Origin of the sequence: Kitasatospora sp. NPDC085464 (assembly GCF_044541955.1) — a bacterium.
Classification (GTDB): domain Bacteria; phylum Actinomycetota; class Actinomycetes; order Streptomycetales; family Streptomycetaceae; genus Kitasatospora.
This window is the reverse complement of the sequence record NZ_JBITTM010000013.1, coordinates 66,134-92,270: the sequence shown is the minus strand read 5'-3', so window position 1 is coordinate 92,270 and position 26,137 is coordinate 66,134. Positions and strand designations below refer to the sequence as shown.

Sequence of the window (26,137 nt, the reverse complement as noted above, 5' to 3'; positions counted from 1 at the left end):
TTGCGCACGCCCCCTTGCTCGTGCTCGCTCCTGCTCGCGCTCACTCCTGCTCACGTCCGCTCTTGCTCACGCCCTCCCCACGGGCGTCCCCCACTCGCTGGAGTCCTCACGTGTCGATGTCCACGCGCCCTTCTGCGCGCCTGTCTGCGCACTTGTCCGCGCGCCTGTCCGCACTCGCCACCTCCGTTGCGCTGCTCACTGCCTTCGCCGTGCCGGCGGCGTCCGCCGACGGCACGACGGCGCCCGCTGCGCGGGTCGCAGCAGGCGCGACCGCGGCGACGGTCAACCTGGCGACCAACCCCGGGTTCGAGGTGCCCGCCCCGAACCTCGCCGACTGGGGCAGCATCCCCGGCTGGAACTGCACCGGCGGCCCCGTCGAAGCGGCCGTCACCACCACCGCCCCGCACTCCGGTGCCTCCGCGCTGACCGTCACCCCGGCGGACGCCGACTCCACTGGCGAGTGCGTCCAGACCGTCGCCGTCCGGCCGGACACCACCTACACCGCCTCCGCCTGGGTCCGCGGCGATTTCGTCCACCTGGGCGTCACCGGCACCGGCAGGGACCTCCCGCCCGCGTGGACGGAGAGCACCGGCGGCGGCTGGCAGCGGCTGACCACGCGGTTCACCACCGGTCCCGCCGCGCGCAGCGTCCGGCTGTACGTCCACGGCTGGTACCAGCAGGGCCCCTTCTCGGTGGACGACGTCCGGGTGGACGGCCCCGCGCCCGCCCCGGCGGTGGCGGCGAGCTCGGTCCCGACCAGCGACAAGGTCGTCTTCTTCACCGTGGACGACGGCTGGCAGCGCACCCCCGAGGCGGAACAGTTCATCGCCGACCACCGGCTGCCCATCACCGCCTTCCCGCTGCCGATGCCGGCCGGCACCGACCCGGCCTTCTTCAAGCGGGTCACCGCCGTATCCGGCTCCTCGGTCCAGGACCACACGGTCTCCCACTCCGACCTCAGCAAGCTCCCCCTGGACCAGCAGCAGGTCGAGATCTGCGACGCCCGGGACACCATGACCCGCCTCTTCGGCACCGCGCCGGTGGTCTTCCGCCCGCCGTTCTTCGCCTGGAACGCCGACACCCTGCAGGCCGCCGCCAACTGCGGCATCCGCACCGTGCTCACCGCCGACGCCGACTTCAGCTGGGGCGCCGCCAACGTCTGGCACTCGGGCCCGCTCCAGCCGGGCGACGTCATCATCATGCACTGGACCGACACCCTGGCCACCGACCTGCAGCGCGCCCTCGCCGCCGCCGACTCCGCCGGCCTCAAGCCGGCCGGCCTGGTCGACTACCTGCGCTGACCCGTCGCCCCCCATGGCCCGCCCCGGCCGCCGCACCGCCGCTTCCCCACCGGGGAGCTGCGGCGCGGGCGGCACGGGCGGCACGGGCGGCGCGGGCGGTGCGGCGGCGCGGTTCGATGGAGTGACTGGTGATCATGTTCGTTGACAGTGCGCCCGCGACGTGGCTCTAATGGGGGCGTGCAGCGCGGCGCCGGCCATAGAGCAGTGGGCCGGCCGGTGGCCGAGCGAGCACCTTTCCGAAGGGACGACGCGCGATGAGCACGCTCTCCGTTTCCCTGATCTGACGCCGGGCGGTCACCCCGCGGTGTCCGCGTGCGCGATGCGCCGCCCCTGACTGTCACCGCGGTGTGGCCGCGACTCCTCTTCACTTCCGGAGACTTCACCACACACGCATGCCAATGTCCTTCAATCTGAATGTCATCGAAGAGTTCCGCGCCAACGGCGGGCGGGTCGGCGGCCCGTTCGAGGGCGGCGACCTGCTGTTGCTGACCACCACCGGGGCCCGCTCCGGGCGGCCGCACACCGTGCCGCTCGGGTACGTCCGGGCGGAGGGGCTGCTCCTGGTCGTCGCCTCGGCCGCCGGAGCGCCTGAGCACCCGCAGTGGTACCGCAACCTTCTGACCCACCCCGTGGTCCGGGTCGAACTCGGCACCGACACCTTCGACGCGGTCGCCGTGCCCGCCGAGGGCGCCCGGCGGGAGCGGCTGTTCGCCGCCGTCGTCCGGAAGGCGCCGGGGTACGGCGACTACCAGGCCCACACCGAACGGGAGTTGCCGGTCGTCATCCTGGAACGGGAGCGGCCCGGAGCCGCACCGACCGGCGAGGCACCGGTCGTGCGCACCCTCGCCGACAAGCTGCTGGAGGCGCACGGCCGGCTCCGCGCCCAGCTGCACCACGTCCGGGAGGCGGCGCACGCCCACGTTCCCGGCCGACCGGCGGGCCTCAGGCTGCAGCTGCGGCAGCACTGCCTGGCGTTCTGCGACGGGCTGACCCATCACCACACCGGTGAGGACACCGCGGTCTTCCCCGCCCTCACCCGCAGCCACCCGGAGCTGGCCGACGTGCTCGCTCGGCTCGACGAGCAGCACCGGGCGATCGGACGGATCAGGGACGAGCTGGTGGCACTGCTGGCCGGGATCGAGGTCAGCGAACCGGAGCGGCTCCGCACCGAACTGGACCGGATGTCGGCCGAGCTGGAGGCGCACCTCGACCACGAGGAGGCCGAGTTGTTGCCGATCCTCGCCGGCATCCCCTTCCCCCCGACCGGACCCGCCCGCGCGCAGGTCGTGCACCCCGCGGGGAGTGCTCCGGACCGGTAGCCGAAGCGCCGCTGCCGCCGTCCCCTCCCCGTGCCTCCGGAGGGGGCGGCGGCAGCCGCTGTGCTGCGGTGGTCGAACGGCTTCCGACGAGCCGTTACGACTGCGAGAAGACCGGCAGGTAGCCACCGGCCTGGCCGGAGGCCTTGGGGTGGTAGCTCTCGTCGATCGGCAGGGTGGTGCTGTTCAGCCAGGTGGTCAGGCTGCCGCAGATCTCGTGGTTGGTGAAGATGTTGCGGACGTCACCGAACGCGAAGCCGGCGTTGGCGGCGCGCTTGGCGAGGACGCCGTCCAGGGTGTCGGCGGCGCCGTTGATGGCGGCGCGCTTGGTGTCGCCGATGCCGAAGACGCAGTCGCCGCCGACCTTGTAGATGTGCGGGTAGCCCATCACCACGACGTGGGCGTTGGGCGCCTTGGCCTTGATCGCGGAGTACACGGCGTCGAGCTGGCCCGGCAGGGTGTTGAGGGCGTAGTTCTTGGCCGTGTTGACGGCGTTGAGGCAGGAGCTGTCGGAGCCCAGGACACAGGTCTGCATGGTGTCCGCGAAGCCGGCGTCGTTGCCGCCCACCGAGATGCTGACCAGCGTGGTGCCGGCGTCCAGGGCCGAGATCTGGCTGTTGAGGATGTCACCGGTCCTGGCGCCCGAGCAGGCGACGAACTTGAAGGAGGACGGCGAGTGCGCGTTCTTCCACAGGTACGCGTACGCGTTGGTGCTGCGCTTGCAGCTACCGCTGTCGCTCAGGTAGCTGCCGGCGCCGACACCGGAGGAGTACGAGTCGCCGAGGGCCACGTAGTTCACACCGGCCGCGTTGGCGGACGAGGCGGCGAAGAGCGTCGTCATGGTGAGGCCTGCCGCAATCGCGGCGATGGACAGGGCACGGGCAGGGCGGGGCATGACACCTCCAGGGTGGGGGGTGGAGAGTGGGGGCGTGGCGTGGGTCACAGAAGTGATACCAGGCGGTAGGGGAACCCGGAAGCGCTCATGCCAAGGATATTGACGGAGCGTCTGATAGCTCAGAGGTGAACTGCCGCCAACAGCCCGTGAGTTCGCACTGGTCAGTGCGGGTGCGTTTTGACGCGCGTAGCGTTTTGCGCGTGGACCGGCAACTTGCGGAAGTTCAGTGCGCGGTAAACCTGGAGTCGATGTCCGACCACCGTTGAGTCAGTTTCGACCCGGTCGGCAGTCCGGGCGAGAGCGCGCCGACGGGCGCGCGGGGACCGCGGCGGGCGTGGGAAGGCCGCGGGCGCGAGCGGGCAAGCGGATGAGCGGACGGACGGACGGACGGACGGGCGGACGGGCGGACGGGCGGACGCCGACAGGCTGACGAGCCGACGAGCCGACGAGCGCGAGCGGGCCCCGGACGAACGCCGCCGTGAGCCGTCTTCAGAACCGGACGCCGGGCACGGGCCACGGGACGACCGACCGCCCTCGGCCGCCGGGCACGACGGTCTAGCGGCCGCCGCCCGAGTACACGGTGCCCGGCGAGACCGTGCAGCCCCCGACCGGCAGTTCCTCGATCGCCTCGTTCGCGGCCTCGGGTACGCCGAGCCAGCGGACGGCGATGGCGACCGCCGCCCGGGCCTGGCGCAGCCCGGGCGCGCCCCAGCCCAGCAGCTCGACGGCGAGCCCGGGCGCGACCAGCAGCCGCCGGTAGTGGCGGCCCGAGGCCGGGTCGGCGACGCTCGGACCGACCGCCCTCAGTGCCGCCGCCATCCGGACCCGCGCGCACTCGTGCCCGCCGTTCGCCGAACCGACCCGGTCGTAGAGGTACCCGAGGTAGTACGGTCGGCCGATCACCGCCTGCGCCTCCTCGGCGGCCTCCCTGGCCAGGGCGGCCGCAGGGTCCCCGGCGTCCTCCGGTTCCAGCGAGCCGCCGGGCAGCGAGCAGATCCCGTCCCTGGGGTTCACCAGGGTCAGCACCCGCCCGTCCGGGGCGAACAGCCACCCCCAGGACTGCTTGACCGGCAGTCCGTCCGGCACCTGCTCGCCCGGCCGCCACGGCCAGCCCGCCGTGGGGCGACGCCGGACCTTCCCGAGCAGCTCGGCGATCTCCGCGCTGTACTCGATCGGGCTCATGCTCTCGCCTCGCGGCGCTCGGCGGGGGCGTCGGACCACCGGGTGGAGGCCTCGACCCTGCCCGGGGTCACGCTCCTGCCCGAGGCCGCGGCCCCACCGGAGGCATTGACCTCACCGGAGGCCTTGCGCTCACCCGGGGCATTGACCTCACCGGAGCCATCGCCGGAGACACCACCGGAGCCGGCGGCGGTGGCGTGCGGCTGCGCGCGTCCTCCGGCGCCGAGCTCGCTCCGCTCGCTCATGCGTCCCCCTCTCGCTGTCAGGCTCGCCGGACCGGCGGTGCGCGGAGAGGACCTGCAGGGCGCGGTACGGAGCGGAGCGGCCGGAGCGTCGGCGTGGGGTACCGCACGCTCCTGCTGTTGATCTTCTCCGAATCTTCCCCGAACAGGCGGTCGATGAACAGTCCCCAGCGCCGCATGGTGGACGCGGAGGCGGTGAACGCCCCTGATCACCCCAGCGGCCCACCCCCTCCCCGGGGGCCGGGGAAGCCGGGCAGCGGGAACCCCGGCCGAGGGTCCACGCCCGGCGGGAAGGGCAGCCCGCGGGCGGCGTCGTCCGCGAGCTCGTCGAACACCTCGTGCGCGGTCATCGGCCGCAGCCGCCCGTCGGCCAGCGCCCAGCCGCGCACCGGCGGCCGGGCCCCGGCGTCACCGGTCGGCGGGCCCGCCGGGCCACCGGTCGGCGGGTCGGCCGCGTCCCCGGGCCGCGGATCGGCCCGGCTGCCCGCCGACGGATCGCCGTGCAGCAGCAGCGCCCCCTCGCCACCGGAGGCCACGCCCGCCGCCAGCGTGACGCAGAACGCCTCGGCGTCCCGCCCGGCGGGGTACAGCTGCCCGCCCTCGACGCAGACGTCCACCGCCGAGGTGAGCTCCTCGCCGTCCTCGGGGCCGTGGCAGCGCAGCGTCAGCAGGTGGCAGCCCTCTCCCGCGCCCTCGGCCAGCGCCAGGTACACCGACGTCACGTACCTCATCACCGCCGCCATCCGGCGCTGCCCGTCCGGATCGTCGCCGACGGCGTCCAGCAGGGCCAGACAGGCCACGGACATCCGCACCCGCGCCCGGTGGTCGTCCATCAGCACCGGCAGCAGCTCGGCCAGCCGCTCGCCCGCGTAGACGAACGGCTCCCCGGCCAGCTCGGGATCGCCCGCGTAGGCGACCCGGGCCGTGGGCATCCGGGGGTCGAGGCCGAACGCCTCGCAGTAGTCCTCGAAGTCGTCCGCCTCCAGGACCCGCAGGTGCACCTCCAGACCCTGCCGGTACAGGGCCGTCAGCTGCTCCTCCGCCCGCCGCAGGTAGCCCTGGTGGTCGAGCCCACCGAACAGCCCGTACCGCGCGAGCCCGGCGAAGTCCCCGGCCCGGACGGCCAGCGCCAGCGCGACCGGCTGCGGGGGCGCGCCCCTGGCCAACCCGCCGCGCCGGGCCCGCGCACCACCCCCTCCCGCGCGCCCACCGGGCGGCCGCCCACCTCCGGGCGGCGCCGCCCCACCGGGCCCACCACCGGGCCCACCACCGGGCCCACCACCCGGCGCCCCGCCGGCACCGCTCCCCGGCTTCCGCCCCGCCAGCACCAGCACCCGCCGGCGCCCCCGCGACGTCCGCACGCCCGCAGCGCCCACCACGCCGCGCAGCAACTCCCGCACAGCAGCCATGGCTCCTCCTGTTTCCTCACCTGCTCGATCTCCGACAGCGCCGACCGCTCCGAACGACGGAGCCGCCGACGTCGAGGAACATACACACAGCCACTGACAACTCACCCCGAGTAATCGAACAGAGGGCCCGGCGAGACCCCGGGAGGCCCCGCGCAGGCGAGGACGGGGGCGGGCGGAACAAGCGCGCCGACCCGTCCGCACCCCCGCGGGACGGGACCCCCGGTGCCCGTGAGACGCACGCCTCCACGGATCCGGGTGGGATTGTCAGTGCCGACGGTTAGGGTCGGGGACCATGCGACTGCTGCATACCTCCGACTGGCATCTCGGGCGTTCGTTCCACCGGGAGAGCCTGCACGACGCCCAACGGGCCTTCCTGGACCACCTGGTGGACGTGGTCCGGGCCGAGGGCGTGGACGCCGTGCTGGTCGCGGGCGACGTCTACGACCGGGCGCTGCCCGGGCTGGAGGCGGTCGCGATGTTCGACGAGGTACTGCACCGCCTGGCGGATCTCGGCGTGCCGACGGTGTTCATCAGCGGCAACCACGACTCGGCCCGTCGCCTGGGCGTCGGCGCCGGGCTGATCGGGCGGGCCGGGATCCACCTGCGGACGGACCCGGGCGAGTGCGCCACGCCCGTGGTGCTGGCGGACGAGCACGGGCCGGTGGCCGTGTACGGGCTGCCGTACCTGGAGCCCACGCTGGTGCGCGAGCGGTTCGGGCTGGCTAAGGGCGGGCACGCCGCGGTGCTCGGGGCCGCCATGGACGAGGTGCGGGCCGATCTGGCGGCGCGCCCGGCCGGTACCCGCGCGGTGGTGCTCGCGCACGCGTTCGTCACCGGCGGCGCGCCGAGCGACAGCGAGCGGGACATCGCGGTCGGCGGTGTGGCCGCGGTGCCCGCCTCGGTGTTCGAGGGGGTGCACTACGTCGCGCTCGGCCACCTGCACGGCTGCCAGACCCTCGCCCCCCACCTGCGCTACAGCGGCTCCCCGCTCGCCTACTCCTTCTCCGAGGTGCACCAGCGCAAGAGCATGTGGCTGGTCGACCTCGCGGCCGACGGCTCGGTGGCCGCCGAGCGCGTGCCCTGCCCCGAGCCGCGCCGGCTCGCCACCCTGCGCGACAGCCTGGACGCGCTGCTCACCGGCGAGCAGTACGCCGAGCACGAGCAGTCCTGGGTGCAGGCTACGCTCACCGACGCCGTCCGCCCGAGCGAGCCGATGGAGAAGCTGCGCCGCCGCTTCCCGCACACCCTGCAGCTGCTCTTCGACCCGGACGAGGCCGAGGCCGGGGCCTCCCCGTCGTACGCGGCACGGGTGAGCGGCCGGGACGACCTGGAGATCGCCGAGGGCTTCCTGCGACACGTCCGCCCCGGGGCCGAGCCGGAGCCGGACGAGCTGGGCTGGCTGCGCGAGGGCTTCGAGCGCGTCCGGCAGACCACCGACCGGAAGGCGGACCTGCCCCGATGAGGCTGCACCGGCTCACCGTCACCGCCTTCGGCCCGTTCGCGGGCTCCGAGACGGTCGACTTCGACGCGCTCGCCGCCGGCGGGCTGTTCCTGCTGCGCGGCGCGACGGGCGCGGGCAAGAGCAGCGTGCTGGACGCCGTCTGCTTCGCGCTGTACGGCGAGACTCCGGGCGCCCGCCGCGCCAACCGGCTGCGCAGCGACCACGCCGACCCCAAGCGGCTCACCGAGGTGCAGCTGGAGCTGACCCTCGGCGGTCGGCGCCTGCAGATCACCCGTCTGCCGGAGCAGCAGCGGCCGAAGAAGGTCGGCACCGGCACCACCGTCGAACGGGCGCAGACCCTGCTGCGCGAGTGGGTCGCCGACACGGGCGACGGCACTCCGGGCTGGCGGGGGCTCAGCAAGTCGCACCAGGAGGTCGGGGAGGAGGTCCTCGGGCTGATCGGCCTGAACCGGGAGCAGTTCTGCCAGGTGGTGCTGCTGCCGCAGGGCGACTTCGCCCGCTTCCTCAAGGCCGACTCGGAGGAGCGCGGCAAGCTGCTGCGGCGGCTGTTCGACACCGAGCGGTACCGGCACGTCGAGGACTGGCTGGCCGAGCAGCGGCGGGCCCAGGAGGCGGCGGTCCAGGCCGGGCGGCGCCGGCTGCGCGACCTCGCCAGCAAGGCCGAACAGGCGGCGGGCCCGGGCGCCGAGCCCGCGGAGGACTGGGTCCCGGCCGAGGACGGTGACACCGGGCTCACCGCCGGGGTGCTCGGCTGGGCGGCGGTCCTGCGCAGCGGCGCGGCCGAACAGCTCACCGTCGCGGAGTCGGCGCTCGCGGGCGCCGGGGCGGCGCAGCGCACCGCCCAGCGGCACCGCGAGGCCGCCGAGGAGCTGGCCGGGCGGCAGCGCCGGCACCGGGAGGCGCGGGAGCTGGCCGGGCGGCTGGCCCGGTTCGAGCCCGAAGCCGCGCTGGACCGGCAGCGGCTGGCCGCGGCGCAGGAGGCCGTCGGGGTGGAGGCCGCGCTGCGGCTGCGGGAGAGCGCGGCCGAGGCGCTGCGGCGCGCGCAGACGGCGGAGCTCCGGCACCGCGAGGTGCTGGCCGCCGCGCCCGGCGGTGAGGGCCGGCGGCTCGACGGGGCCGGCGCCGCCGAGCTGGCCGAGGCCGAGCTGCGGCTGCGGGCCGAGGTGGTCCGACTGGAGGCGGCCCGGGCGGACGAACTGCGCTGTACCGAACTCGTACGCGAGCAGGGATCGTTGACGGCGGACCGGACCGCCGCCGAGGCGCTGGCCGAGGAGGCCGAGGACTGGCTGGCCGAGTTCGAGGGCGAGCTGAGCCGCCTGGAGGAGCAGCGCACCCGGGCCCGGGAGGCGACCGCCAGGGTCGAGCAACTGGACGTACAGCGCGCCGAGTCGACGATCCGACTGGACGCGGCCCGGGAACGCGACGGCCTGCGGGCCGAGATCACGGCGGCCGAGCCACGGGTCGTCGAGCTGCGCACCGCCGCGCTGGACGCCCGTGAGCACAGCCTGGACCTGCGGGACCGGCGGCTGGCGGGCATGGCCGCCGAACTCGCCGAGCAGCTGCGCAGCGGTGAGGCCTGCCGGGTCTGCGGCTCTCCCGAGCATCCGGCGCCGGCCGAGGTGGCGCCCGGCAGCCGGGTCGCCGCCGAGGACGAGGAGCGGGCCCGCCGCGCCCAGGCCGTCGCCGAGAAGGCCTGGACGGTGGCGGACCAGGCGCTCACGGCGCTGCGGGTGCGCGAGGCGACCGCCGCGGGAGCTGCCGGGCCGGAGGGCGCGGACGCGCTCGCACGGGCCCTCGCCGAGCTGGAGCGCGAGCACCGCGAGGCGCGGCACACGGCGGAGGCGCTCGGCCGGGTCGAGCAGGAGATCGCCCGGCTTTCCCAGGACCGTGCCCGCCGTGACGCCGAGCTGCACGAGGCCAAGGAGCGCGCCGCCGTCCTCACCGACCGGCTGCTGAAGCTCGACACCGAACGGGATGCGCTGACCGCCCGGGTGGCGGCCGCGCGCGGCGAGGCGGCCTCCGTCGCCGACCGGGCAGCTGCCCTGACCCGGACCACCGAGCAGGTCGCCGCCACGGCCGCCGCCGCCCGCGCCCGCGCGGAGGCCTCGGCCCGGCTCGACGAGGCCGAGGGCGAGCTGGGCGGGGCCGCCGCCGCGGCGGGCTTCCCGGACGCCCGGGCGGCACTGGCGGTGCTGCTGCCGCGGGACGAACGCGAGCGGCTGGAGGCCCGGCTGGAGCGGCACCGCGCGGAGACCGCCGCCGTCCGGCGCGAGCTGGACCTGCCGGAGCTCGCCGAGGCCGCGGCCCGTCCACCGGTCGACCTGCCCGCCGTCGCGGCCGCGCTCCGCACCGCCACCGACCGGCTCGGACAGGCGCACGCCGCCCGCGCGGCAGCGCACGAACGGTGCGAGGCGCTGGCCGCGATCGGCCGGCAGCTGGCCGGGCTCGCCGCCGAGCTGGCGCCGGCCCTGGACCGGTACGGGCGGATCAACCGGCTCGCCACGCTGACCGCCGGCACCTCCACCGAGAACCGGCTGCGGATGCGCCTGGAGTCGTACGTGCTGGCGGCCCGGCTGGAGCAGGTCGCGGCGGCGGCCAGCGACCGGCTGGTCCGGATGTCCGGCGGCCGCTACACCCTGGTGCACAACGACGGCCGGGGCGCCGGCACCAAACGCTCGGGTCTGGCCCTGCGGGTGGTGGACGCCTGGACGGGCACCGAGCGGGACACCGCGACCCTCTCCGGCGGCGAGAGCTTCTTCGCCTCGCTCTCCCTCGCCCTGGGCCTGGCCGACGTGGTGACCGACGAGGCGGGCGGCATGCCGCTGGACACCCTGTTCATCGACGAGGGCTTCGGCACCCTCGACGAGCAGTCCCTGGAGGAGGTGATGGACGTCCTCGACGGCCTGCGCGAGCGGGACCGCGCAGTCGGCATCGTCAGCCACGTCGCCGACCTGCGCAGCCGTGTCCCGGCCCAGCTGCTGGTCCGCAAGGGGCGGCGCGGCTCGACGCTGGCCCTGGCCGGACGGGAGGACGCGTAGGGGGAGCCACCACCCGGCCGCGGACGGGCCGCCAGGCCGGCCGCCGGACGGGCCTCGGGACGGGCCTCGGACGGGGCCTCGGACCGGACGGGATCAGCCCGAGCAGGCGATGCGCTGCGCCTGCTGCCAGGCGCACACCGGGCAGAGCGTGCTGCCCGGCTGATCGGCGGGCAACTCGGTCGGTTCGCCGCACAGCACGCAGTCGGCGCGCGGCCCGGACGCCGCCGGGTCGTGCCCGAGCGCCGCCCCCGTGCTGCCGCCGTCGGAGGCGAGTTCGCAGACCGCCGTGGGCTCGTTCGTCGTGCTGTCGCTCATGCCGCCTTCCTACTCCGCCACTCCGCCCCGAGGCAAGACCACCCCGGACCCGCTCCCGCCGCCCGCTCCCCGCTTCACGTGGTCGCGGTCGAGGTCTGGCTCGTGGGCGCGTTCGCGGCCGACTCGATCATGGCGGCGACGCCGTCCAGCAGTGGCTTCAGCCCGAAGGCGAACAACGCGTCCAGGTCCAGGTCGTAGTCGTTGCCGAGGCTGCCGACCATCCGCGCGAACACCGGGTGGCGCTCGCCGGTGACGATCGCCGCCAGGGCCGGGCCCTGACGGTCCATCCACTGGTCCTCGGTGAGGCCCGTGGTGGCCTCGGCCTGGGCCTCCCGTTCCAGGTGAACGGCGATCCCCTGGACGTAGCTGTAGAGCAGGACGTGCAGGTCGAGCACGGTCGCGGCGTCGAGGCCGTGGCCGTCGAGCGCCGCGAGCGCCCACTCGGCGTGGTCCAGCAGGGCGGGCAGCATCAGCGGGCGGGTGAGTACGCCGACCTGGGCGAGCCACGGGTGGCGCCGGTAGATCCGCCACAGCGTGTGGGCACCGGTCTCCAGTCGCGCCCGCCACTCCCCCGGCGGATCCGCAGGGAAGGACTCCTCCCCGAACGCCGCGTCCGCCATCAGCAGCACCAGGTCGTCCTTGCTCGGGACGTACCGGTAGGGGGACATCGCGGCGACGCCGAGTCGCGCCGCGACGCTGCGCATGGAGAGCGCGGCGAGCCCTTCACGGTCGGCGATCTCCATCGCGGCCCGGACGATCCGCTCCGCGCTGAGCTCCACTGACGCTCCCGAGCCCGCCCGTGACCCACCCCTCAGGGCGGGCGCGGCCGCCGTGACGGGCACGGGCACACCGGGCCTGACGGGCGCGGCCGCCGCGGGCGCGGGCGCAGCTGGCGCGGGCACAACTGGTGCGGTCGGCGCGGGAGCGGCCACCACGGTGCCCACCCGCGGCCGGGTCTCGACCAGCCCCTCCAACCGCAGCGTGGTGAGCACCTTGGTGGCCGTGGCGAGCGCGACGTTCCACTCACGGACGATCCGCCGCGTCGAGGGCACCCGCTCGCCCGGCGCGAGCGTGCCGTCGGCGATCCGCCCGGCGATCTCGTCGGCGATGCGCCGGTACGGCGGGACGGACTCGGGTGTGCCGGACATGCGGACCGCCCCTCGTGTGATGTGGATCTCTTTCCGCGACAGCCGGAGCTGTACTAGCGCAGACGCTACCAGGAGTCCAGCCCGGGAACGCCCTTCTGCACTAGATCAGTTGACACGAAACAGCAGTTGGCCCGGCTGCGCGTACGCCGTACATTCAGATCGCGTACAGCGTACGACCCCACGCGCGGCACCGCGCGCGGACGGACAGCGAGGAGCGACCAATGAAGACCGTGCTCATCTCCGGCGGCGGCATCGCGGGCACCGCGCTCGCCGCACTGCTGAGTCGCCGGGGCTTCGCCCCCACGGTGGTTGAGCGCGCTCCCGGGCCGCGCGGCGGCGGGCAGGCCGTGGACGTCCGGGGCGTCGCACTGGAGGTGGTCGAGCGGCTGGGCGTGCTGGAGCGGGTCCGCGCCCACCGGACCCGGATGCGGGGCATGTCCGTCCTGGACGGGGACGGCCGGGAGCTCCACCGCTCCACCGAGAGCACGTTCAGCAGCGGGCGGCTCGACAGCGACGACCTTGAGCTGCTGCGCGACGACCTCGTACGGATCCTGCACGATCGGGCCGTGGAAGGCGGAGGCACCGGGTCCGTCTTCGGGGACGGCGTTACCGCGCTCGAACCGGGCGAGGACGACGTCCTCGTCTCCTTCGAGCACGCCGAGCCTCGCCGCTTCGACCTGGTCGTGGGTGCCGACGGCCTGCACTCGACCGTCCGACGACTGGCCTTCGGGCCCGAGGAGCAGTTCGCGCGTCACCTCGGCATGCATCTGGCGATCTTCAGCTCGGACAACTTCCTCGGCCTGGAGGACTGGCAGGTGTGGCTGCGCGACGGCGAAGCCGGCTACGGCATCTACCCGGTACGCGGCAACACCGAGCTGCGGATCAGCTTCGGCTTCGCCGGCGAGCCGCTGCCGGAGGGCCGGCGCGATCCGCAGGCGCAGCGGGCGGTCGTCGCGGAACGGATGGCGGCGCTGCGCTGGGAGACCCCGAGGCTGCTGAAGGCGCTGGCCGAGGCACCCGACCTCTACTGCGACACGATGACGCAGATCCGGATGGACCGCTGGTCGCAGGGTCGGGTCGTGCTCCTCGGGGACGCGGGCTACTGCGCCTCCCCGCTGTCGGGCCAGGGCACCAGCCTCGCCCTGGTCGGCGCCCACGTCCTGGCCGACGCCCTCGACCGCTCCGGCGGCGACCACCGCACCGCCTTCACCTCGTACGAGGAGCGGTTGCGCCCGTTCGTCGCGATCAACCAGGACCTGGCGACCGAGAACCCGGGCGGTCCGGCCGCCGAGGAGTCGGTGGAGCGGGCCAAGAACGCGATCTCGTTGGAGGGCTGATCAGGACGGACGGCGGCGACCGGCAGGGCACTCAGGGCGCGGATGGCGGACGGCGGACAGGTGACAGCGAACGGAGTGCAGCGAACAGATTTCAGCGAACGTTCGCTGAAATCTGTTCGCTGAACTCTGTCACCTGCCACCTCTCCGCCGTCCGCCGTCCGCCGCAACCCCTTCGCCGACGCCCTCCGCAGCCGTCGGCCCGCCGACCGGGCGTTCCCGGCCGGCGGTTACCGTGTCCGACATGGCCACCGATCTCCGCCGACGCCTGCTCGCCGCCCACGCCACCGCCCCGTCGTACGCCGAGGTGGGAGCCACCCGGGGCGGGCGCCTGCCGGCCGGGTACGCGCACCTGCGGCGCCGTGTGCACCTCGGGCACGGGGCGGAGGTGCTGCAGCGGGCCGGGCGCTACGTGCTCGACTGGGGCACCCAGTTGGGCACCGGCTTCGCGGTCCACCCCAGCGGCCCGGCCCGGCCCGGGGCGACGGTCCTGCTGCGGCTGAGTCTGCCCGGGCGCCGGTGGCCGCGGCTGGTGATCCCCTGCCGGGTGGTGTGGACGGTGGACGAGCCGGACCGGGTCGGGTTCGCGTACGGCACGCTCCCCGGGCACCCGGAGTGCGGCGAGGAGGCGTTCCTGGTGTCGATGGACGCCGACGGCGAGGTGTGGTTCGAGGTCACCGCGTTCTCCCGGCTCTCCGCCTGGTACGCACGCCTGGGCCGCCCGGTCGCGCTGCTCTGCCAGCACCTGGCGATCGAGCGCTACCTCACGGTCGTGGCCGCACACGTCAGCCGCTAGCCGGGAAGCCACCGGAAGTCGACCCACCCGACCACAGCCCCCGGCCCCGCACGGCCCCGCCCCGGCCGGGCACGGCCGGGGCGGGCCGCGATCAGCCCAGGAAGGACAGCCGGACGGTCCGGCGCGGATTGTCCCCGTTGGTGTCGATGAGCACCACCGACTGCCAGACGCCGAGCGCCAGTTGGCCGCCGAGCACCGGCAGGGTGGCGTGCGGGGCCACCAGTCCGGGCACCACGTGGTCCCGGCCATGCCCCGGGCTGCCGTGCCGGTGGCGCCAGCGGTCGTCGGCCGGGAGGAGCTCGCGCAGGGTGGCGAGGAAGTCGTCGTCGCTGCCGGAGCCGGTCTCCAGGACGGCGATGCCCGCAGTGGCGTGCGGCACGAAGACGTTGAGCAGGCCGTCGCGCCCGACAGCCCGCTCGTCGAGGAACGCGGCGCAGCGGTCGGTGATGTCGAGGGCGACCTCGCGGCTGCCGGTGGTGATCTCGAAGGTGGTGGTCCGGAACCAGCCGGTCGGGGTGGAGTTGTTGTCGTGGTTGTCCGCCATGGCGCCATCCTGGCCCAGCTCAGGTGGCCGGGCGTACTGCCTCGCCGACTCGGCTTGCCAGGGAGGCAAACTCGCATAGGGTGAAAGGTTCAGACCACCTCGCGGCACGCCGGACCCCGCCACGGCCCAACGCCGAGGACCCACCACGCACGCATCCGCCCACGCCCCTGCGCGGACCCGCCGGGACCCTGCCCCCGTGGCACACCCGTGCCCGCCACGCGCAATCCCCCCGGACATGCCGAAGACCCGATGGACCGGAGGTCCACCGGGCCCGTTCCCGCCCAGGACGGTACGACGACCGGCCGACGCCCGACGCGACGACCGAGGACGGACCCCTAGCCGCGCCCGCCGAAGAGGCTGCGCCGCAGCCGACGCAGCGGCGTCAGCAGCGAGATCCTGGTGTGGCGACGACGGGTCGTCGGGGCCTCGGCGCCGCGCGGCGTCAGCTCCCTTATCAGCCCGAGCGCCTCGGCGGTGTCCACCGCCGGGAGTGCGGGCGCGCCGAGCACGGCCAGGTGTCGCTCGATCCGGCGGCCGGTCGTGCCGACGCCGCACTGGATCGCCGGCACACGGGGCCGAGTCCGCACTTGCATGTGTTCCATCAGTTTTCCCACCCCTACGAGGCGCCAGGGCCGTGAGGCGAAGACTATCCGTGACGGACGGCCTTCGCGCAACCGTCCTTGGCGTTGTGCCACCGTATCGTGCGGCGTCAACTGACGATGCACCAGGGGCCACCCGGCCGGTCACGACTAGGCATCAATGATGGTGCACGACCCGCCGTTCGTCAGCAGGGCAAAGAGGTGCGGCCCCGCGCCCGTGCGCGCGGCACGCGCCCGGCGCACCGGGGCGCTTTGGTGACGTCCGACACAGCCGCGGTCGAGGCGCCCGCGCACACCCCCCGGGGGCCCGCAATGTGGACCCCCCATATAGGGGACAGCAGTCAGGTCGACAAAGTGATCTTCAGGACGCTGCCCGCCACCGAGCGTGACGCCCCGCTGCCACCCGCGATCACCGATCGCCACCCGTGGCGCTCCGCTGTCCACGACCTGCCGTACGCGTGATGTCATGAAGTGGCCGACTTCATGAAGTGAACACATTCGAGGGATTGACTCCCGCCGAACCTCCAAGCAATATCTGTTGCACACGTCGGTGCCCGCACCGCACCCAGGCGTGTGTTCGAGTGATGAAGAACTCCGGCTCCCGCGAGCCACTGCCCGGCCGCCTCGACGCTGCGGTGGCCAGGCTCGCGCGGTGCCCGGACCGGCGGCCGGCCGTAGAGGGTCGGCCGGGCCGCCACCTGACTGCCGGTGCCGCCCCGTGAGGGGCCCGGCACCGGCGGTCCCGGGTCCCACCCCGCAGATCGTCGACAAATCCCCCGGACCCGCCCAGGCCCCGGCCCTGGCCCTCCCACCCCGCTACCGCTGCCCCGCCGCCGCCACCCCCACCAATGGGCCCGGCCCCCGGTGAGGCCGCCGGATCCCGGGGCGAGCCCCGTACCGGACGTCCACGCAGGTCGCGCCCGGTGGATCGGTAGACTCGGCCAGCGTGTCCCTCCTCCTCAGCATCGTGCTCCCGGTCCACGGCGTGGAGCGGTACCTGCCGCGCTGCCTCGACTCGATCCTCGGCGACACCCCCGCCCTGGAATCCCGCTTCGAAGTCATCGCGGTCGACGACCTCTCCCCCGACGGCTCCGGCGCGATCCTGGACGCCTACGCGGCCCGCGACCACCGGCTGCGGGTGCTGCACCTCACCGAGAACCAGGGCCTCGGCGGTGCCCGCACCGCCGCCCTGCCGCAGGCCCGCGGCGAGTACGTCTGGTTCCTCGACAGCGACGACTGGGTGCCCGAGCGGACCGTCAGCGTGATCCTCGACGAGCTGGCGCAGGAGCGCCGCCGGGAGACCCCCGCCGACGTGCTGATCACCGACTTCACCCACGTCTACCCGGACGGCGGGACGGAGTCCAACCCCTGGCGCCACGTGCTGACCGGCTCCCCGCTGGTCGAGGGCTGCACCCTGGCCGAGCACCCGGCGCTGTTCCAGACCGTGATGTCGGTCTGGAACAAGGTGTTCCGCCGCGCGTTCCTGGACGGCCTCGGCGTCTCCTTCGGCCGCGGCTACTACGAGGACATCTCGGTCACCTACCCGGCGCTGCTCGCCGCCGAGCGGCTGCGCTACGTCGACCGCCCCTGCTACAACTACCGGCGCGGCCGGGACGGCGCGATCACCGCCACCGCCTCCCCCAAGCACGCCGACGTCTTCGCCCAGTACGACGCGATCTTCGCCTTCCTGGACCGCCCGGACCGCCCCGGCCGGCCCGTCCCGGAGTCGCTGCGCACCCTGGTCTTCGACCGCACCGTCCGCCAGGCGCTGAACGTCTACGACACCCCCGGGCTGGTCCCCGCCGGCCTGCGCAAGGAGTTCTTCCAGCGGATCGCCCGGCACTTCGACCGCCACCGCCCGGCCGGTTACCACTACCCCGGCGGGGTGCGCGGCGTGCAGTACCGGCTGGCCGCGCGCGGCGCCCGGATCGCCTACGCCGAGCTGCGCCGCACCGGCCGGCTGCCGCGCGAACTCAAGCGCGGGGCACGGGCGGTGGCGCCCGCGGTGAAGAAGGGGGTGCGCAGCGGCGCCCGGTTCACGGCGTACAACGCCTTCCGCCGGCTGCCGCTGGACGAGCACCTGGCGGTCTACGCCGCGTACTGGCACCGGGGTTACGCGTGCAGTCCGGCGGCGATCTACGAGAAGGCGAAGGAACTCGCGCCGCGGATCCGGGGCGTGTGGGTGGTGGAGAACCGCCGGCAGGCCGCCACGCTGCCGCCCGGGGTGCCGTACGTGATCGTCAACACCCCCGCGTACCTCAAGACGATGGCGACCGCCAAGTACTTCGTCAACAACGTCAACTTCCCGCGCACGATGGTCAAGCGGCCGGGCTCGGTGCACGTGCAGACCCAGCACGGCACCCCGCTCAAGGCCATGGGCATGGACCTGCGCGACCGCCCGGCGGCGGCGGAGGGGATGGACTTCGACCTGCTCCAGGAGGCCGTCGACCGCTGGGACTTCCTGGTCTCCCCCAACCCGCACACCAGCGAGCACTTCGCCCGCGCCTTCCCCGGCCGGTACGAGATGCTGGACACCGGCTACCCGCGCAACGACCGGCTGGCCGACGCCGCGGAGGACGAGGTGCGCGCGATGCGCGAGCGCCTGGGGCTGCGCCCGGGCACCCGGGCGGTGCTGTACGCGCCGACCCACCGCGGCGGCAAGGGCGGCTACGTGCCGCTGCTCGACGTGGCCGAGCTGGCCCGCCGGCTGGGCCCGGACTTCACGCTGCTGGTGCGCACGCACTACTTCCACACCGGCGGGCCGGGCGACCTGACGGCCGACGGGCAGGCGGCGGAGATCGTGGACGTCTCGTCGCACCCGACCGTCGAGGACCTCTACCTCGCGGCGGACGTACTGGTGACGGACTACTCGTCGATGATGTTCGACTACGCGGTGCTGGACCGGCCGGTGGTGATCTTCGCCCCGGACTGGGCGGACTACCAGCGGGAGCGCGGCGTCTACTTCGACCTGTTCGCGGAGCCGCCGGGCGCGGTCACGGAGACCGCGGACGAGCTGGCGCGGGCGCTGCAGGCGGGCGATCCGGCGCCGGGGGCGCGGGCGCGGTTCCGCGCGAAGTTCTGCGTCTGGGACGACGGCGGGGCGGCGGAGCGGGTGGTGCGCCGGGTGTTCCCGGTGAACGGCGGGCGGTAGCCGGGCGGTCGGCGGGCGGTCGGCGGGCGGTCGGCGGGCGGAGGAGCCCGCAGCGGGAGGCGGTGGAGCCGCGGAACGGGTCCGGGCCGGCGAACCGGGCCGGGCGCCGCCGGTACGGCGCCCGGCCCCGTTCGGTGCGGGCTCAGCGCTGGCGGGCCGCCAGGAACTCCTCGAAGGTCAGGACGCCGTCGTGGTTGGTGTCCATGCTGTGGATCAGGGCCTCGGCCATCGAGAGGGTGACGTCGTGGTCGCCCATCTCGTTCGCGGCCAGCGCGTACTCGGCCGCCGTGATCTTGCCGTCGCCGTCCTTGTCGAAGCGGTCGAAAAAGGCCTTGATCGCCTCGGTGGTCTCCATCGTGCCCTCCTGGGTACTGCGGGGTGCTGCTCTGTTCGGACGGCCGTACCCTACCCGCCCGTGGTGCGCACCACGGGCGGCGGGAGTGGACGGGCGCGGGGGTGGGTGTCGTAGTCTGCGGATCTGATCGTGGCCCGGGCACCTCCCGGGCGGTAGTTCGTCCAGGGAGGGAATCGTGCTCGACCTCGTCACCAAGCTGGTGCTGAAACCGGCTTCGCGGGGAATCTGGCGGCCGGTCATCGAGGGGGTCGAGAACGTCCCGCGCAAGGGCGGGGTGATCCTGGCCAGCAACCACCTGTCGTTCATCGACAGCGTGGTGATCCCGCTGACCTCCCCGCGCCGGGTCCACTTCCTCGCCAAGGCCGAGTACTTCACCGGCACCGGGCTCAAGGGCAGGCTCTCCAAGGGCTTCTTCGAGGCGATCGGCGCGGTGCCGGTCGAGCGCGGCACCTACCGTTCCGCTCAGGCCTCGCTGGAGTCGGCGCTGGAGATCCTGGAGGACGGCAAGGCCTTCGGCATCTACCCCGAGGGCACCCGCTCCCTGGACGGCCGCCTCTACCGGGGGAAGACGGGCGTCGCCTGGCTCGCGCTCACCGCGGGCGTCCCGGTGGTGCCGGTGGCGCTGGAGGGGCCGGAGCAGATCCTGCCGGTGGGCAAGCGGGTGCCGCGGCTGAAGAAGGTGACGGTCCGCTTCGGCGAGCCGCTGCACTTCGACGAGCTGCACGGGCAGGCCCGCTCGTTGAAGGCGCGTCGGCAGGTGACCGACGAGGTGATGGCGGCGATCCAGCGGCTCTCCGGCCAGGAGGTCGCGGAGAACTACAACGAGGTCCCGAAGGCGGCCTAGCCGACGGCGACTCGACGGGCGCCACTCCCGACGGACCGGTCCGGCCGACGGGTTCAGGCCGGCGGGATCAGCCCGACGGGATCAGGCCCGACGGAGGGCGGCCTCCGTGAGCAGCGCCTTGCCCGCCGGCGGCACCTCCCCCGACAGGACGTCCTCCACCGGACCGGACTCCACAAGACCGACCCCCTCCGGCCGGGCGGCCGCCTCCGGCGCTTCCCGGCGCAGCAGGGCCGCGTACCGGCCGTCCAGCTCCACCAGCTCCTCGTGGGTGCCGAGTTCCACCACCACCCCGTGGTCCAGGACGGCGATCTGGTCGGCGGCGCGGACGGTGGAGAGCCGGTGCGCGATGGTGATGGTGGTGCGGCCGGCCGCGAGGGTGTCCACGGCCTGCTGGACGGCGCGCTCGGTGCGGTTGTCGAGCGCGCTGGTGGCCTCGTCGAGGATGAGCACCGGCGGGTTGCGCAGGATCGTCCGGGCGAGTGCGAGGCGCTGCTTCTCGCCGCCGGAGAAACGGTAGCCGCGCTCGCCGACCAGGGTGTCGTAGCCGTCCGGCAGGGCGGCGATGGTGTCGTGGACCTGTGCGGCCCGGGCGGCCTCGACCAGTTCGGCGTCGGTGGCGCCGGGCTTGGCGAAGCGCAGGTTGTCGGCGACCGAGGCGTGGAAGAGGTACGTCTCCTGGGAGACCACGCCGACCGCGCGGGCCAGTGTGTCGAAGGAGAGCTCGCGGACGTCGACGCCGTCCAGGGTGACCCGGCCGCCGGTGACGTCGTACAGCCGCGGGACGAGATAGCTGAGGGTGGTCTTGCCCGAGCCGGTCTCGCCGACCACGGCCAGCGAGCTCCCGGCGGGGACCGTGAGGTCGAGGCCGGCGAGGGTCGGGCGCTCCTGCGCGGGGTCGTAGCGGAAGTCGACGCCCTCGAAGCGGACCTCGCCGCAGGGGGCGGCGAGCGTGACCGGGTCGGCCGGTTCGGCGATCTCCACCGGAAGGTCGAGGTACTCGAAGATGCGCTGGAAGAGCGCGAGCGAGGTCTGGACGTCCACGCCGGTGGACAGCAGGCTCACGGTGGGGCGGAAGAGGCCCTGCTGGAGGGTGACGAAGGCGACCAGGGTGCCGACCGAGACGATCGGCGCGCCGGCGGCGGAGGTCAGCCCGGCGGCCCAGTAGATCAGCGCGGGCATGGCGGCCATCACGATCTGGATGGTGTTCATCCGCCAGCGCCCGGCCATGCTGGCCCGGACCTCCAGGTCGGCGAGCTGGTCGGACTGCTGGGTGAACTCGCGGGCGAGCGAGTCGGAGCGGCCCATCGTGCGGCCGAGCAGGATGCCGCTGACCGAGAGCGACTCCTGGACGGCCGAGCTCATCGCGGCCAGCTGCTTCTGCCGCTCGGTGGTGATCTTCTTCCGCTCCTGGCCGACCCGGCGGCTGATCCAGACGAACAGCGGGAGCAGGAGGAGGGAGACGGCGGTGAGCCGCCAGTCGAGGGCGACCATGGCCACGACGGAGGCGACCACCGCGGTGAGGTTGGAGACCAGGCTGGTCGCGGTGGACGTCACCGTGGACTGCATGCCGCCGATGTCGTTGGCGATCCGGGACTGCACCTCGCCGGTGCGGGTGCGGGTGAAGAAGGCCAGTGACTGCCGCTGCAGGTGCCCGTAGACGGCGGTGCGCAGGTCGTGCATGACGCGCTGGCCGACGGTGGTGGAGATCAGCGTCTGCAGGACGTTGAAGATGCTGTTCACCACGGCGGTGAGGATCATCCCGAGCGCGAGCAGGCTGAGCAGGCCGGTGCGGCCCTGCGGGATGGCGGTGTCCAGGACGGCCCGCAGCAGGAACGGCGAGACGACCGAGACCACCGCGGAGGCGGCGACCAGCAGCCCGACGGTGGCGAGACGGCCGCGGTAGGGGCGGAAGAGGGCGAGGATGCGCCGCCACGGGGCCGGCGGGCGGGAATCGCCCTCGGCGCGCGCGGGCGGGGTCCAGTCGATGGCGGCTTGCCTCAAGGGCGGGCCTCCCTGGGTCGGTCGGACCGGCGCCGGGACGAGCGCCCGGACGGGCGGTCGGACGCGCGGTGTGACGGGTGGACGGGATGGATATAGCGAGGATAGCTCATAGTTAGACAAGCTAATAGTGAGATTCGCTCTATTCCCGTCGAGCCCGCGCCGCACGGCCGACCGCCCGGGGCGCCGGCGTCAGTCGGTGCGGTACGTGCGCGCCGCCTTCGAGGAGAGGCCGCCCAGTCCACCGGGCGGCAGCAACCGGGCGATCGCCACCGCGACCTTGTACCGCTTGCCCGGCACGGACAACGACCGGCCGCGGGCCAGGTCGCGCATCGCCTCGTCCACCACCCGCTCGGCGGAGAGCCAGGACCAGGACGGGATGTTGCCGGTGCCCATGCCCGCGCGCTCGTGGAACTCCGTCCGGGTGAAGCCCGGGCACAGCGCCATCATCCGCACGCCCGTACCGCCCAGGTCGCGCAGCACGCCCTGGGTGAAGCTGACCACCCACGCCTTGCTCGCCCCGTAGGTGCCGCGCGGCAGGAAGGCCGCCACCGAGGCGACGTTGACGATCGCGCCGCGGCGGCGCTCGCGCATCCCGGGCAGTGCGGCCGTGGTCAGCCGCAGGATCGCCTCGATGTGCACCTTCACCATGTCCAGCTCGTCCTGCAGCGGGACGGCCCCGAAGGCGCCCTTGTTACCGAAGCCGGCGTTGTTGACCAGGAGGTCCACCGGGCGGGCGGGGTCGGCGAGGCGGGCCTCGACGGCGCCGATGCCCTCGTCGGTCGCGAGGTCGGCGATCAGCACCTCCGTCTCGACGCCGTACTTCCCGTGCAGGTCGGCGGCGGCGCGCTGCAGGCGCTCGGCGTCCCTCGCCACCAGGACGAGCTGGTAGCCGCTGCGGGCGAGCCGGCGGGCGAACGCGGCTCCGATGCCGGCGGTCGCGCCGGTGATCAAGGCTGTGGTCATGCCCCGACCGTACCGACTCGCCGCAGTCGAGCCCACACCGAGTGCAACGTCCCAGCTCACAGGACTGCGGATGCAGGTGCCCGATCGTGCACGTAGTGTCGGACGGGGGCACCGCCCGACCGGACGGTGAAAGCCAGACGAGGAGGCACATCTGATGCTTACTCAGTTCCGGACCGAAAACGCCTCGACGTCACGCACCGCGACGTCGACCGAGGCCGACACCCTAGCCAGCCTGATGGTGGAGGACGAGGCCGTCGTGTCCGACGCGCCCACGTACCTGCCCGAGGCCGCTGGTGGCCTGCTGTTGCTCGGCCTGCTCCTGCTGTCCCCGAAGGGGCCCAAGGAGAAGCCGACCCGGTAGCCACGCTCCGTCCGCAGGGCCCCGTCCCCACGGGGCCCCGCGCCCGCGCCCGACCTCCTGAAGGAGGACCTCACCACCATGCCATTCGCCGAGACCCCTCTCCGTGACGAGTACGCCGCGGCGGTCGAGCGGGTGGCGGGCCGTACCCTCGACGCCCTCCGGGGCGGCGGGGGTACGGCCGCGCTCGCGGACCCGGACACCGTCGTCCCCCGCCCGCTGCTGGCCGCGGTCCGCGTGCTCGGCGCGGACCTCTTCGCCCCGCAGCTGCTCACCGGAGCCGAGCCCGACGGACCCACCGCCGCGCTGCTCGCCGAGGCCCGGCGGGCCTTCCCCGCGCCGGTACCGGCCTCCCCCGAGGCCGCGCAGGCCATCGCGTGGCAGGACTGGGCCGCCGGCCGGGTGCTCGCCCGCACGCCGTACGCGGACACCGCGCCGGGTTCCGTGCCGGATTCCCCCTCGGATCACGTGCCGGATCACGTCCCGGGTTCCGCGTCGGATCGCGGGCCGGGTCATGCTCCGGACCACGTGCCCGCCCCGCTGCCCGGACCGGCTGAGCTGGGCTGGCAGGCCTGGTCCGTCCGGATGGCACAACTGTCCGTGCTCGCACTGCCCGGGCTGGACGGCCCGGTCCACGACGCCGCCCGCACGGACCACCTGGCACTCGCCCGCGGCGCCGTCCGCGCCATGCTCCGGCGCGACTTCACCACCGCCGTCCGGCTCGCCCGCTGGCTCGCCTGGGCGGGCGCCGAGGACCGGCCACCGCACCTGGAGGTCGCGCCGATCCTGGACCGGATCCGCCTCGTCGGCATCGGCGCCGTCCGCACCCGGCTCGAACTCGCCATCGCCGAGCGCCTGTCGGAGGGGAACCCGCGATGACCACCGACACCGAGGTGCTCGCCACCGCCCAGCAGCTCGGCACCCGCGCGCTGTCCTGGCTGCACACCTGCTACCAGGACGGCTGGGGCAGGCTCGCCGACAACACCATCATCGACCTCGCCGAACCGAACGACGTCTACAAGCCGCTCTGCGAGGCCGCGATGGCCTCCTCCCTGGTGCTGCGCGACGGCGTCGCCGGACCGCAGGACGCCCGCGCCGCGCGCGACATGCTCGACGGCGCCTGGCAGCAACTGCGCGAGGGCGACATGCTCTACGAGCGGCAGCTGCGGCACGTCACGGTCACCGACCCGCTGGAGACGTACGCCCACTTCGCCCGGGTCGGCTACCGGCACGCCGCACTGGAGGAGCTGCTCGAATCGATCAGCCGGCTGCGGGCCGTCCACGCGGTCGAGATCCAGGGCAGCCGACAGCTCGCGGTGGCGAACGCGCGGCGGGTCATCGGTCTCAGCCACCGGCCGGACTGGGCCGAACTCGCCGCCCGCACCTGGCTCGGCGCGCTCCCCGAACCGTGGACCATCGCCTGGTCGATCGCCTACCAGGTCACCCACACCGTCTTCCACCTCACCGACTGGGGCGCGCGGCCCGAGGACCTGCCCGAACCGATGCGCGACTACCTGCACGCGTGGCTGCCGGTCTGGCTCGACATCTGGATGGAGATCGGCCAGTGGGACCTCGTCGGCGAGCTGCTGATCGTCGACGCGTGTATCGGCCGTCCCATGCTGGGGAGTTCCGGCTGGGAGGCCCTGGCCGCGGTGCAGCGGGCGGACGGCCTGGTCCCTCGGGACGCCGAACCGGTCGAAGAGGACCCCGAGTCGGCGATCCGGGCACACGAACACACCGCCGTGGTGGCGGTCGTCGCCGCGACGGTCCTGCTCTCCCGGGCGCTCGGCGGCGCCGGTGCGGCCGCCGGGTGAACGAGCTCGACACGGCCGTCCGGGCAGCGGCCCGGGCGGCCGCGCCGTACGCCACCGCCGTCACGGTGGCCGTGGCACGCGAGGATCGGGACCAGGTGCGCTGCCACGGGCACCTCGGGCACGAGCGGTCGGCCCCGTGCACGCCGGACACCGTCTTCGAACTCGGCTCGGTCAGCAAGACGTTCACCGCACTGCTGCTCGCCGAGCTGGCCGCCCACGGTGAACTCGCCCTGGACGACCCGGTGGAGCGCCTCCTGCCGCCCGACTGGCGCCCGGTGACGGTCCGTTCGCCCGAGCCGATCCGGCTGCTGCACCTGGCCACCCACACCTCCGGGCTGCCCCGGCTGCCGCCCGGGCTGCTCGCGGGAGCCGTCCCGAACTGGTCCGGCAACCCGTACGCCGCGTTCGGCGAGGAGAAGTTGCGCGCCGCACTGCCGCGAACCACCGTACGGGCCAGGCCCGGTAGCCGGTACCGGTACTCCAACTACGGCGTCGGGCTCCTCGGCCGGGTGCTCGCCGAGACGGGCGGACTGCCGTACGGGGACCTGCTCGCCGAACGCGTCTGCCGGCCCCTGGGCCTCGCCGCCACCGGCTGCTCCCCGGACGCGCCGGACCGGGCCGTCGGATACCGGCGCGGCCGGGCGACGCCGCCGTGGAGCATCCCCGGACTGCCCGGGGCCGGCGCCGTCCGGTCGAGCGGAGCCGACCTGCTGCGCTACCTCCGGGCACACCTCGACGGACCGCAACCCGGTGACGGGGGAGGCGCGTTGAAGGAGGCCCTGGGCGAGGCCCAGCGGGCCCGGCTGCGACGGCCGCACTCCTCCGACGAGCTGTGCCTGGTGTGGAACCGCCGCCGCTCGGGCGGGCGCGAGCTGTACTTCCACACCGGCGCGACCCGGGGCTTCACGGCCTTCGTGGGCTTCTCCCGGGAGACGGCGAGCGCGGTCGCGGCGCTGGCCAACACCGGGCCGACCCTGGACGGCCGGTTCGTGCAGGCCGCGTACGAGGTGCTGCGGACGGCGGCCGGCTGCCGGGCGGGGCGCTGACGGACCGCCGGACCGAGGCGGCGATCC

At 74.3% G+C, this 26,137-nt stretch carries 23 protein-coding genes; 12 read left to right on the top strand and 11 right to left on the bottom strand.

Features of this window, described 5'->3' with window-relative positions; genetic code table 11:
* The first annotated feature begins 152 nt into the window (after positions 1 to 152).
* Positions 153 to 1,301: a polysaccharide deacetylase family protein gene (locus tag ACIGG8_RS13850; protein WP_396547883.1), complete on the top strand. Its 1,149-nt coding sequence runs from the start codon at positions 153 to 155 to the stop codon at positions 1,299 to 1,301.
* Between the two features lie 392 nt (positions 1,302 to 1,693).
* Positions 1,694 to 2,620, top strand: a complete 927-nt coding sequence (locus tag ACIGG8_RS13845) for a nitroreductase/quinone reductase family protein (protein ID WP_396547881.1) — start codon at positions 1,694 to 1,696, stop codon at positions 2,618 to 2,620.
* 94 nt (positions 2,621 to 2,714) lie between these two features.
* Here ACIGG8_RS13845 and ACIGG8_RS13840 read toward each other — a convergent pair whose 3' ends face one another.
* From ACIGG8_RS13840 to ACIGG8_RS13825, 4 genes are all read right to left on the bottom strand, one after another.
* Positions 2,715 to 3,512: an SGNH/GDSL hydrolase family protein gene (locus tag ACIGG8_RS13840; protein WP_350526215.1), complete on the bottom strand. Its 798-nt coding sequence runs from the start codon at positions 3,510 to 3,512 to the stop codon at positions 2,715 to 2,717.
* A 555-nt stretch (positions 3,513 to 4,067) separates the two neighbouring features.
* On the bottom strand, positions 4,068 to 4,694 hold the full coding sequence (locus ACIGG8_RS13835; RefSeq protein WP_396547879.1) for an NUDIX domain-containing protein: 627 nt from the start codon (positions 4,692 to 4,694) through the stop codon (positions 4,068 to 4,070).
* The gene (locus ACIGG8_RS13830) at positions 4,691 to 4,936 is read right to left on the bottom strand and encodes a hypothetical protein (RefSeq protein ID WP_396547878.1); all 246 of its coding nucleotides are present in this window, start codon (positions 4,934 to 4,936) and stop codon (positions 4,691 to 4,693) included. The genes ACIGG8_RS13835 and ACIGG8_RS13830 overlap by 4 nt, the downstream gene beginning before the upstream one ends.
* A gap of 206 nt (positions 4,937 to 5,142) precedes the next feature.
* A complete protein-coding gene (locus tag ACIGG8_RS13825; protein ID WP_396547877.1) occupies positions 5,143 to 6,099 on the bottom strand; it encodes a hypothetical protein in 957 nt (318 codons plus the stop codon).
* A 535-nt stretch (positions 6,100 to 6,634) separates the two neighbouring features.
* On the opposite strand from ACIGG8_RS13825, the gene ACIGG8_RS13820 reads away from it, so the two are divergent.
* Positions 6,635 to 7,804, top strand: coding sequence for an exonuclease SbcCD subunit D (locus ACIGG8_RS13820; protein WP_350526211.1), 1,170 nt, complete (start codon positions 6,635 to 6,637; stop codon positions 7,802 to 7,804).
* Entirely contained in the window at positions 7,801 to 10,842 is a 3,042-nt protein-coding gene (locus ACIGG8_RS13815) for an AAA family ATPase (protein WP_396547875.1), read from the top strand. The genes ACIGG8_RS13820 and ACIGG8_RS13815 overlap by 4 nt, the downstream gene beginning before the upstream one ends.
* A gap of 93 nt (positions 10,843 to 10,935) precedes the next feature.
* Here the strand turns inward: ACIGG8_RS13815 and ACIGG8_RS13810 are convergent, their stop codons facing one another.
* Entirely contained in the window at positions 10,936 to 11,157 is a 222-nt protein-coding gene (locus ACIGG8_RS13810) for a hypothetical protein (RefSeq protein ID WP_396547873.1), read from the bottom strand.
* Between the two features lie 74 nt (positions 11,158 to 11,231).
* The gene (locus tag ACIGG8_RS13805) at positions 11,232 to 12,305 is read right to left on the bottom strand and encodes a TetR/AcrR family transcriptional regulator C-terminal domain-containing protein (protein WP_396547871.1); all 1,074 of its coding nucleotides are present in this window, start codon (positions 12,303 to 12,305) and stop codon (positions 11,232 to 11,234) included.
* 221 nt (positions 12,306 to 12,526) lie between these two features.
* Here ACIGG8_RS13805 and ACIGG8_RS13800 point away from each other — a divergent pair, with 221 nt between their 5' ends.
* Both ACIGG8_RS13800 and ACIGG8_RS13795 read left to right on the top strand, forming a co-directional pair.
* Complete coding sequence (locus ACIGG8_RS13800; protein WP_396547870.1) at positions 12,527 to 13,642, top strand: FAD-dependent monooxygenase; 1,116 nt, start codon at positions 12,527 to 12,529, stop codon at positions 13,640 to 13,642.
* 241 nt (positions 13,643 to 13,883) lie between these two features.
* Positions 13,884 to 14,435: a DUF1990 family protein gene (locus ACIGG8_RS13795; RefSeq protein ID WP_396547868.1), complete on the top strand. Its 552-nt coding sequence runs from the start codon at positions 13,884 to 13,886 to the stop codon at positions 14,433 to 14,435.
* 91 nt (positions 14,436 to 14,526) lie between these two features.
* Here ACIGG8_RS13795 and ACIGG8_RS13790 read toward each other — a convergent pair whose 3' ends face one another.
* Positions 14,527 to 14,979, bottom strand: a complete 453-nt coding sequence (locus tag ACIGG8_RS13790; RefSeq protein WP_396547867.1) for a YjbQ family protein — start codon at positions 14,977 to 14,979, stop codon at positions 14,527 to 14,529.
* A 335-nt stretch (positions 14,980 to 15,314) separates the two neighbouring features.
* Entirely contained in the window at positions 15,315 to 15,581 is a 267-nt protein-coding gene (locus ACIGG8_RS13785) for a hypothetical protein (RefSeq protein WP_350526204.1), read from the bottom strand.
* Positions 15,582 to 16,524: 943 nt separating this feature from the next.
* Between ACIGG8_RS13785 and ACIGG8_RS13780 the strand changes: the two genes are divergently transcribed.
* A complete protein-coding gene (locus ACIGG8_RS13780) occupies positions 16,525 to 18,729 on the top strand; it encodes a CDP-glycerol glycerophosphotransferase family protein (protein WP_396547865.1) in 2,205 nt (734 codons plus the stop codon).
* Positions 18,730 to 18,871: 142 nt separating this feature from the next.
* On the opposite strand, the gene ACIGG8_RS13775 is transcribed toward ACIGG8_RS13780, so the two are convergent.
* Positions 18,872 to 19,084 (bottom strand): EF-hand domain-containing protein, encoded by a 213-nt coding sequence (locus tag ACIGG8_RS13775; protein WP_224282188.1) that lies wholly within the window; start codon positions 19,082 to 19,084, stop codon positions 18,872 to 18,874.
* A 175-nt stretch (positions 19,085 to 19,259) separates the two neighbouring features.
* Between ACIGG8_RS13775 and ACIGG8_RS13770 the strand changes: the two genes are divergently transcribed.
* Positions 19,260 to 19,928, top strand: coding sequence for a lysophospholipid acyltransferase family protein (locus tag ACIGG8_RS13770; protein WP_396547863.1), 669 nt, complete (start codon positions 19,260 to 19,262; stop codon positions 19,926 to 19,928).
* An 81-nt stretch (positions 19,929 to 20,009) separates the two neighbouring features.
* On the opposite strand, the gene ACIGG8_RS13765 is transcribed toward ACIGG8_RS13770, so the two are convergent.
* Together ACIGG8_RS13765 and ACIGG8_RS13760 are read right to left on the bottom strand one after the other, a co-directional pair.
* Complete coding sequence (locus ACIGG8_RS13765) at positions 20,010 to 21,929, bottom strand: ABC transporter ATP-binding protein (RefSeq protein ID WP_396547861.1); 1,920 nt, start codon at positions 21,927 to 21,929, stop codon at positions 20,010 to 20,012.
* Positions 21,930 to 22,118: 189 nt separating this feature from the next.
* Positions 22,119 to 22,892: an SDR family NAD(P)-dependent oxidoreductase gene (locus tag ACIGG8_RS13760; RefSeq protein WP_396547859.1), complete on the bottom strand. Its 774-nt coding sequence runs from the start codon at positions 22,890 to 22,892 to the stop codon at positions 22,119 to 22,121.
* Positions 22,893 to 23,046: 154 nt separating this feature from the next.
* Here ACIGG8_RS13760 and ACIGG8_RS13755 point away from each other — a divergent pair, with 154 nt between their 5' ends.
* The 4 genes from ACIGG8_RS13755 (at position 23,047) to ACIGG8_RS13740 (ending at position 26,110) form a co-directional block, all read left to right on the top strand.
* Positions 23,047 to 23,253: a hypothetical protein gene (locus ACIGG8_RS13755; RefSeq protein ID WP_396547857.1), complete on the top strand. Its 207-nt coding sequence runs from the start codon at positions 23,047 to 23,049 to the stop codon at positions 23,251 to 23,253.
* Between the two features lie 78 nt (positions 23,254 to 23,331).
* Positions 23,332 to 24,129, top strand: coding sequence for a hypothetical protein (locus ACIGG8_RS13750; protein WP_396547855.1), 798 nt, complete (start codon positions 23,332 to 23,334; stop codon positions 24,127 to 24,129).
* Positions 24,126 to 25,064: a DUF6895 family protein gene (locus tag ACIGG8_RS13745; protein ID WP_396547853.1), complete on the top strand. Its 939-nt coding sequence runs from the start codon at positions 24,126 to 24,128 to the stop codon at positions 25,062 to 25,064. Before ACIGG8_RS13750 ends, ACIGG8_RS13745 begins: the two co-directional genes overlap by 4 nt.
* Complete coding sequence (locus tag ACIGG8_RS13740) at positions 25,061 to 26,110, top strand: serine hydrolase domain-containing protein (protein WP_396547852.1); 1,050 nt, start codon at positions 25,061 to 25,063, stop codon at positions 26,108 to 26,110. The genes ACIGG8_RS13745 and ACIGG8_RS13740 overlap by 4 nt, the downstream gene beginning before the upstream one ends.
* Positions 26,111 to 26,137: the final 27 nt, after the last annotated feature.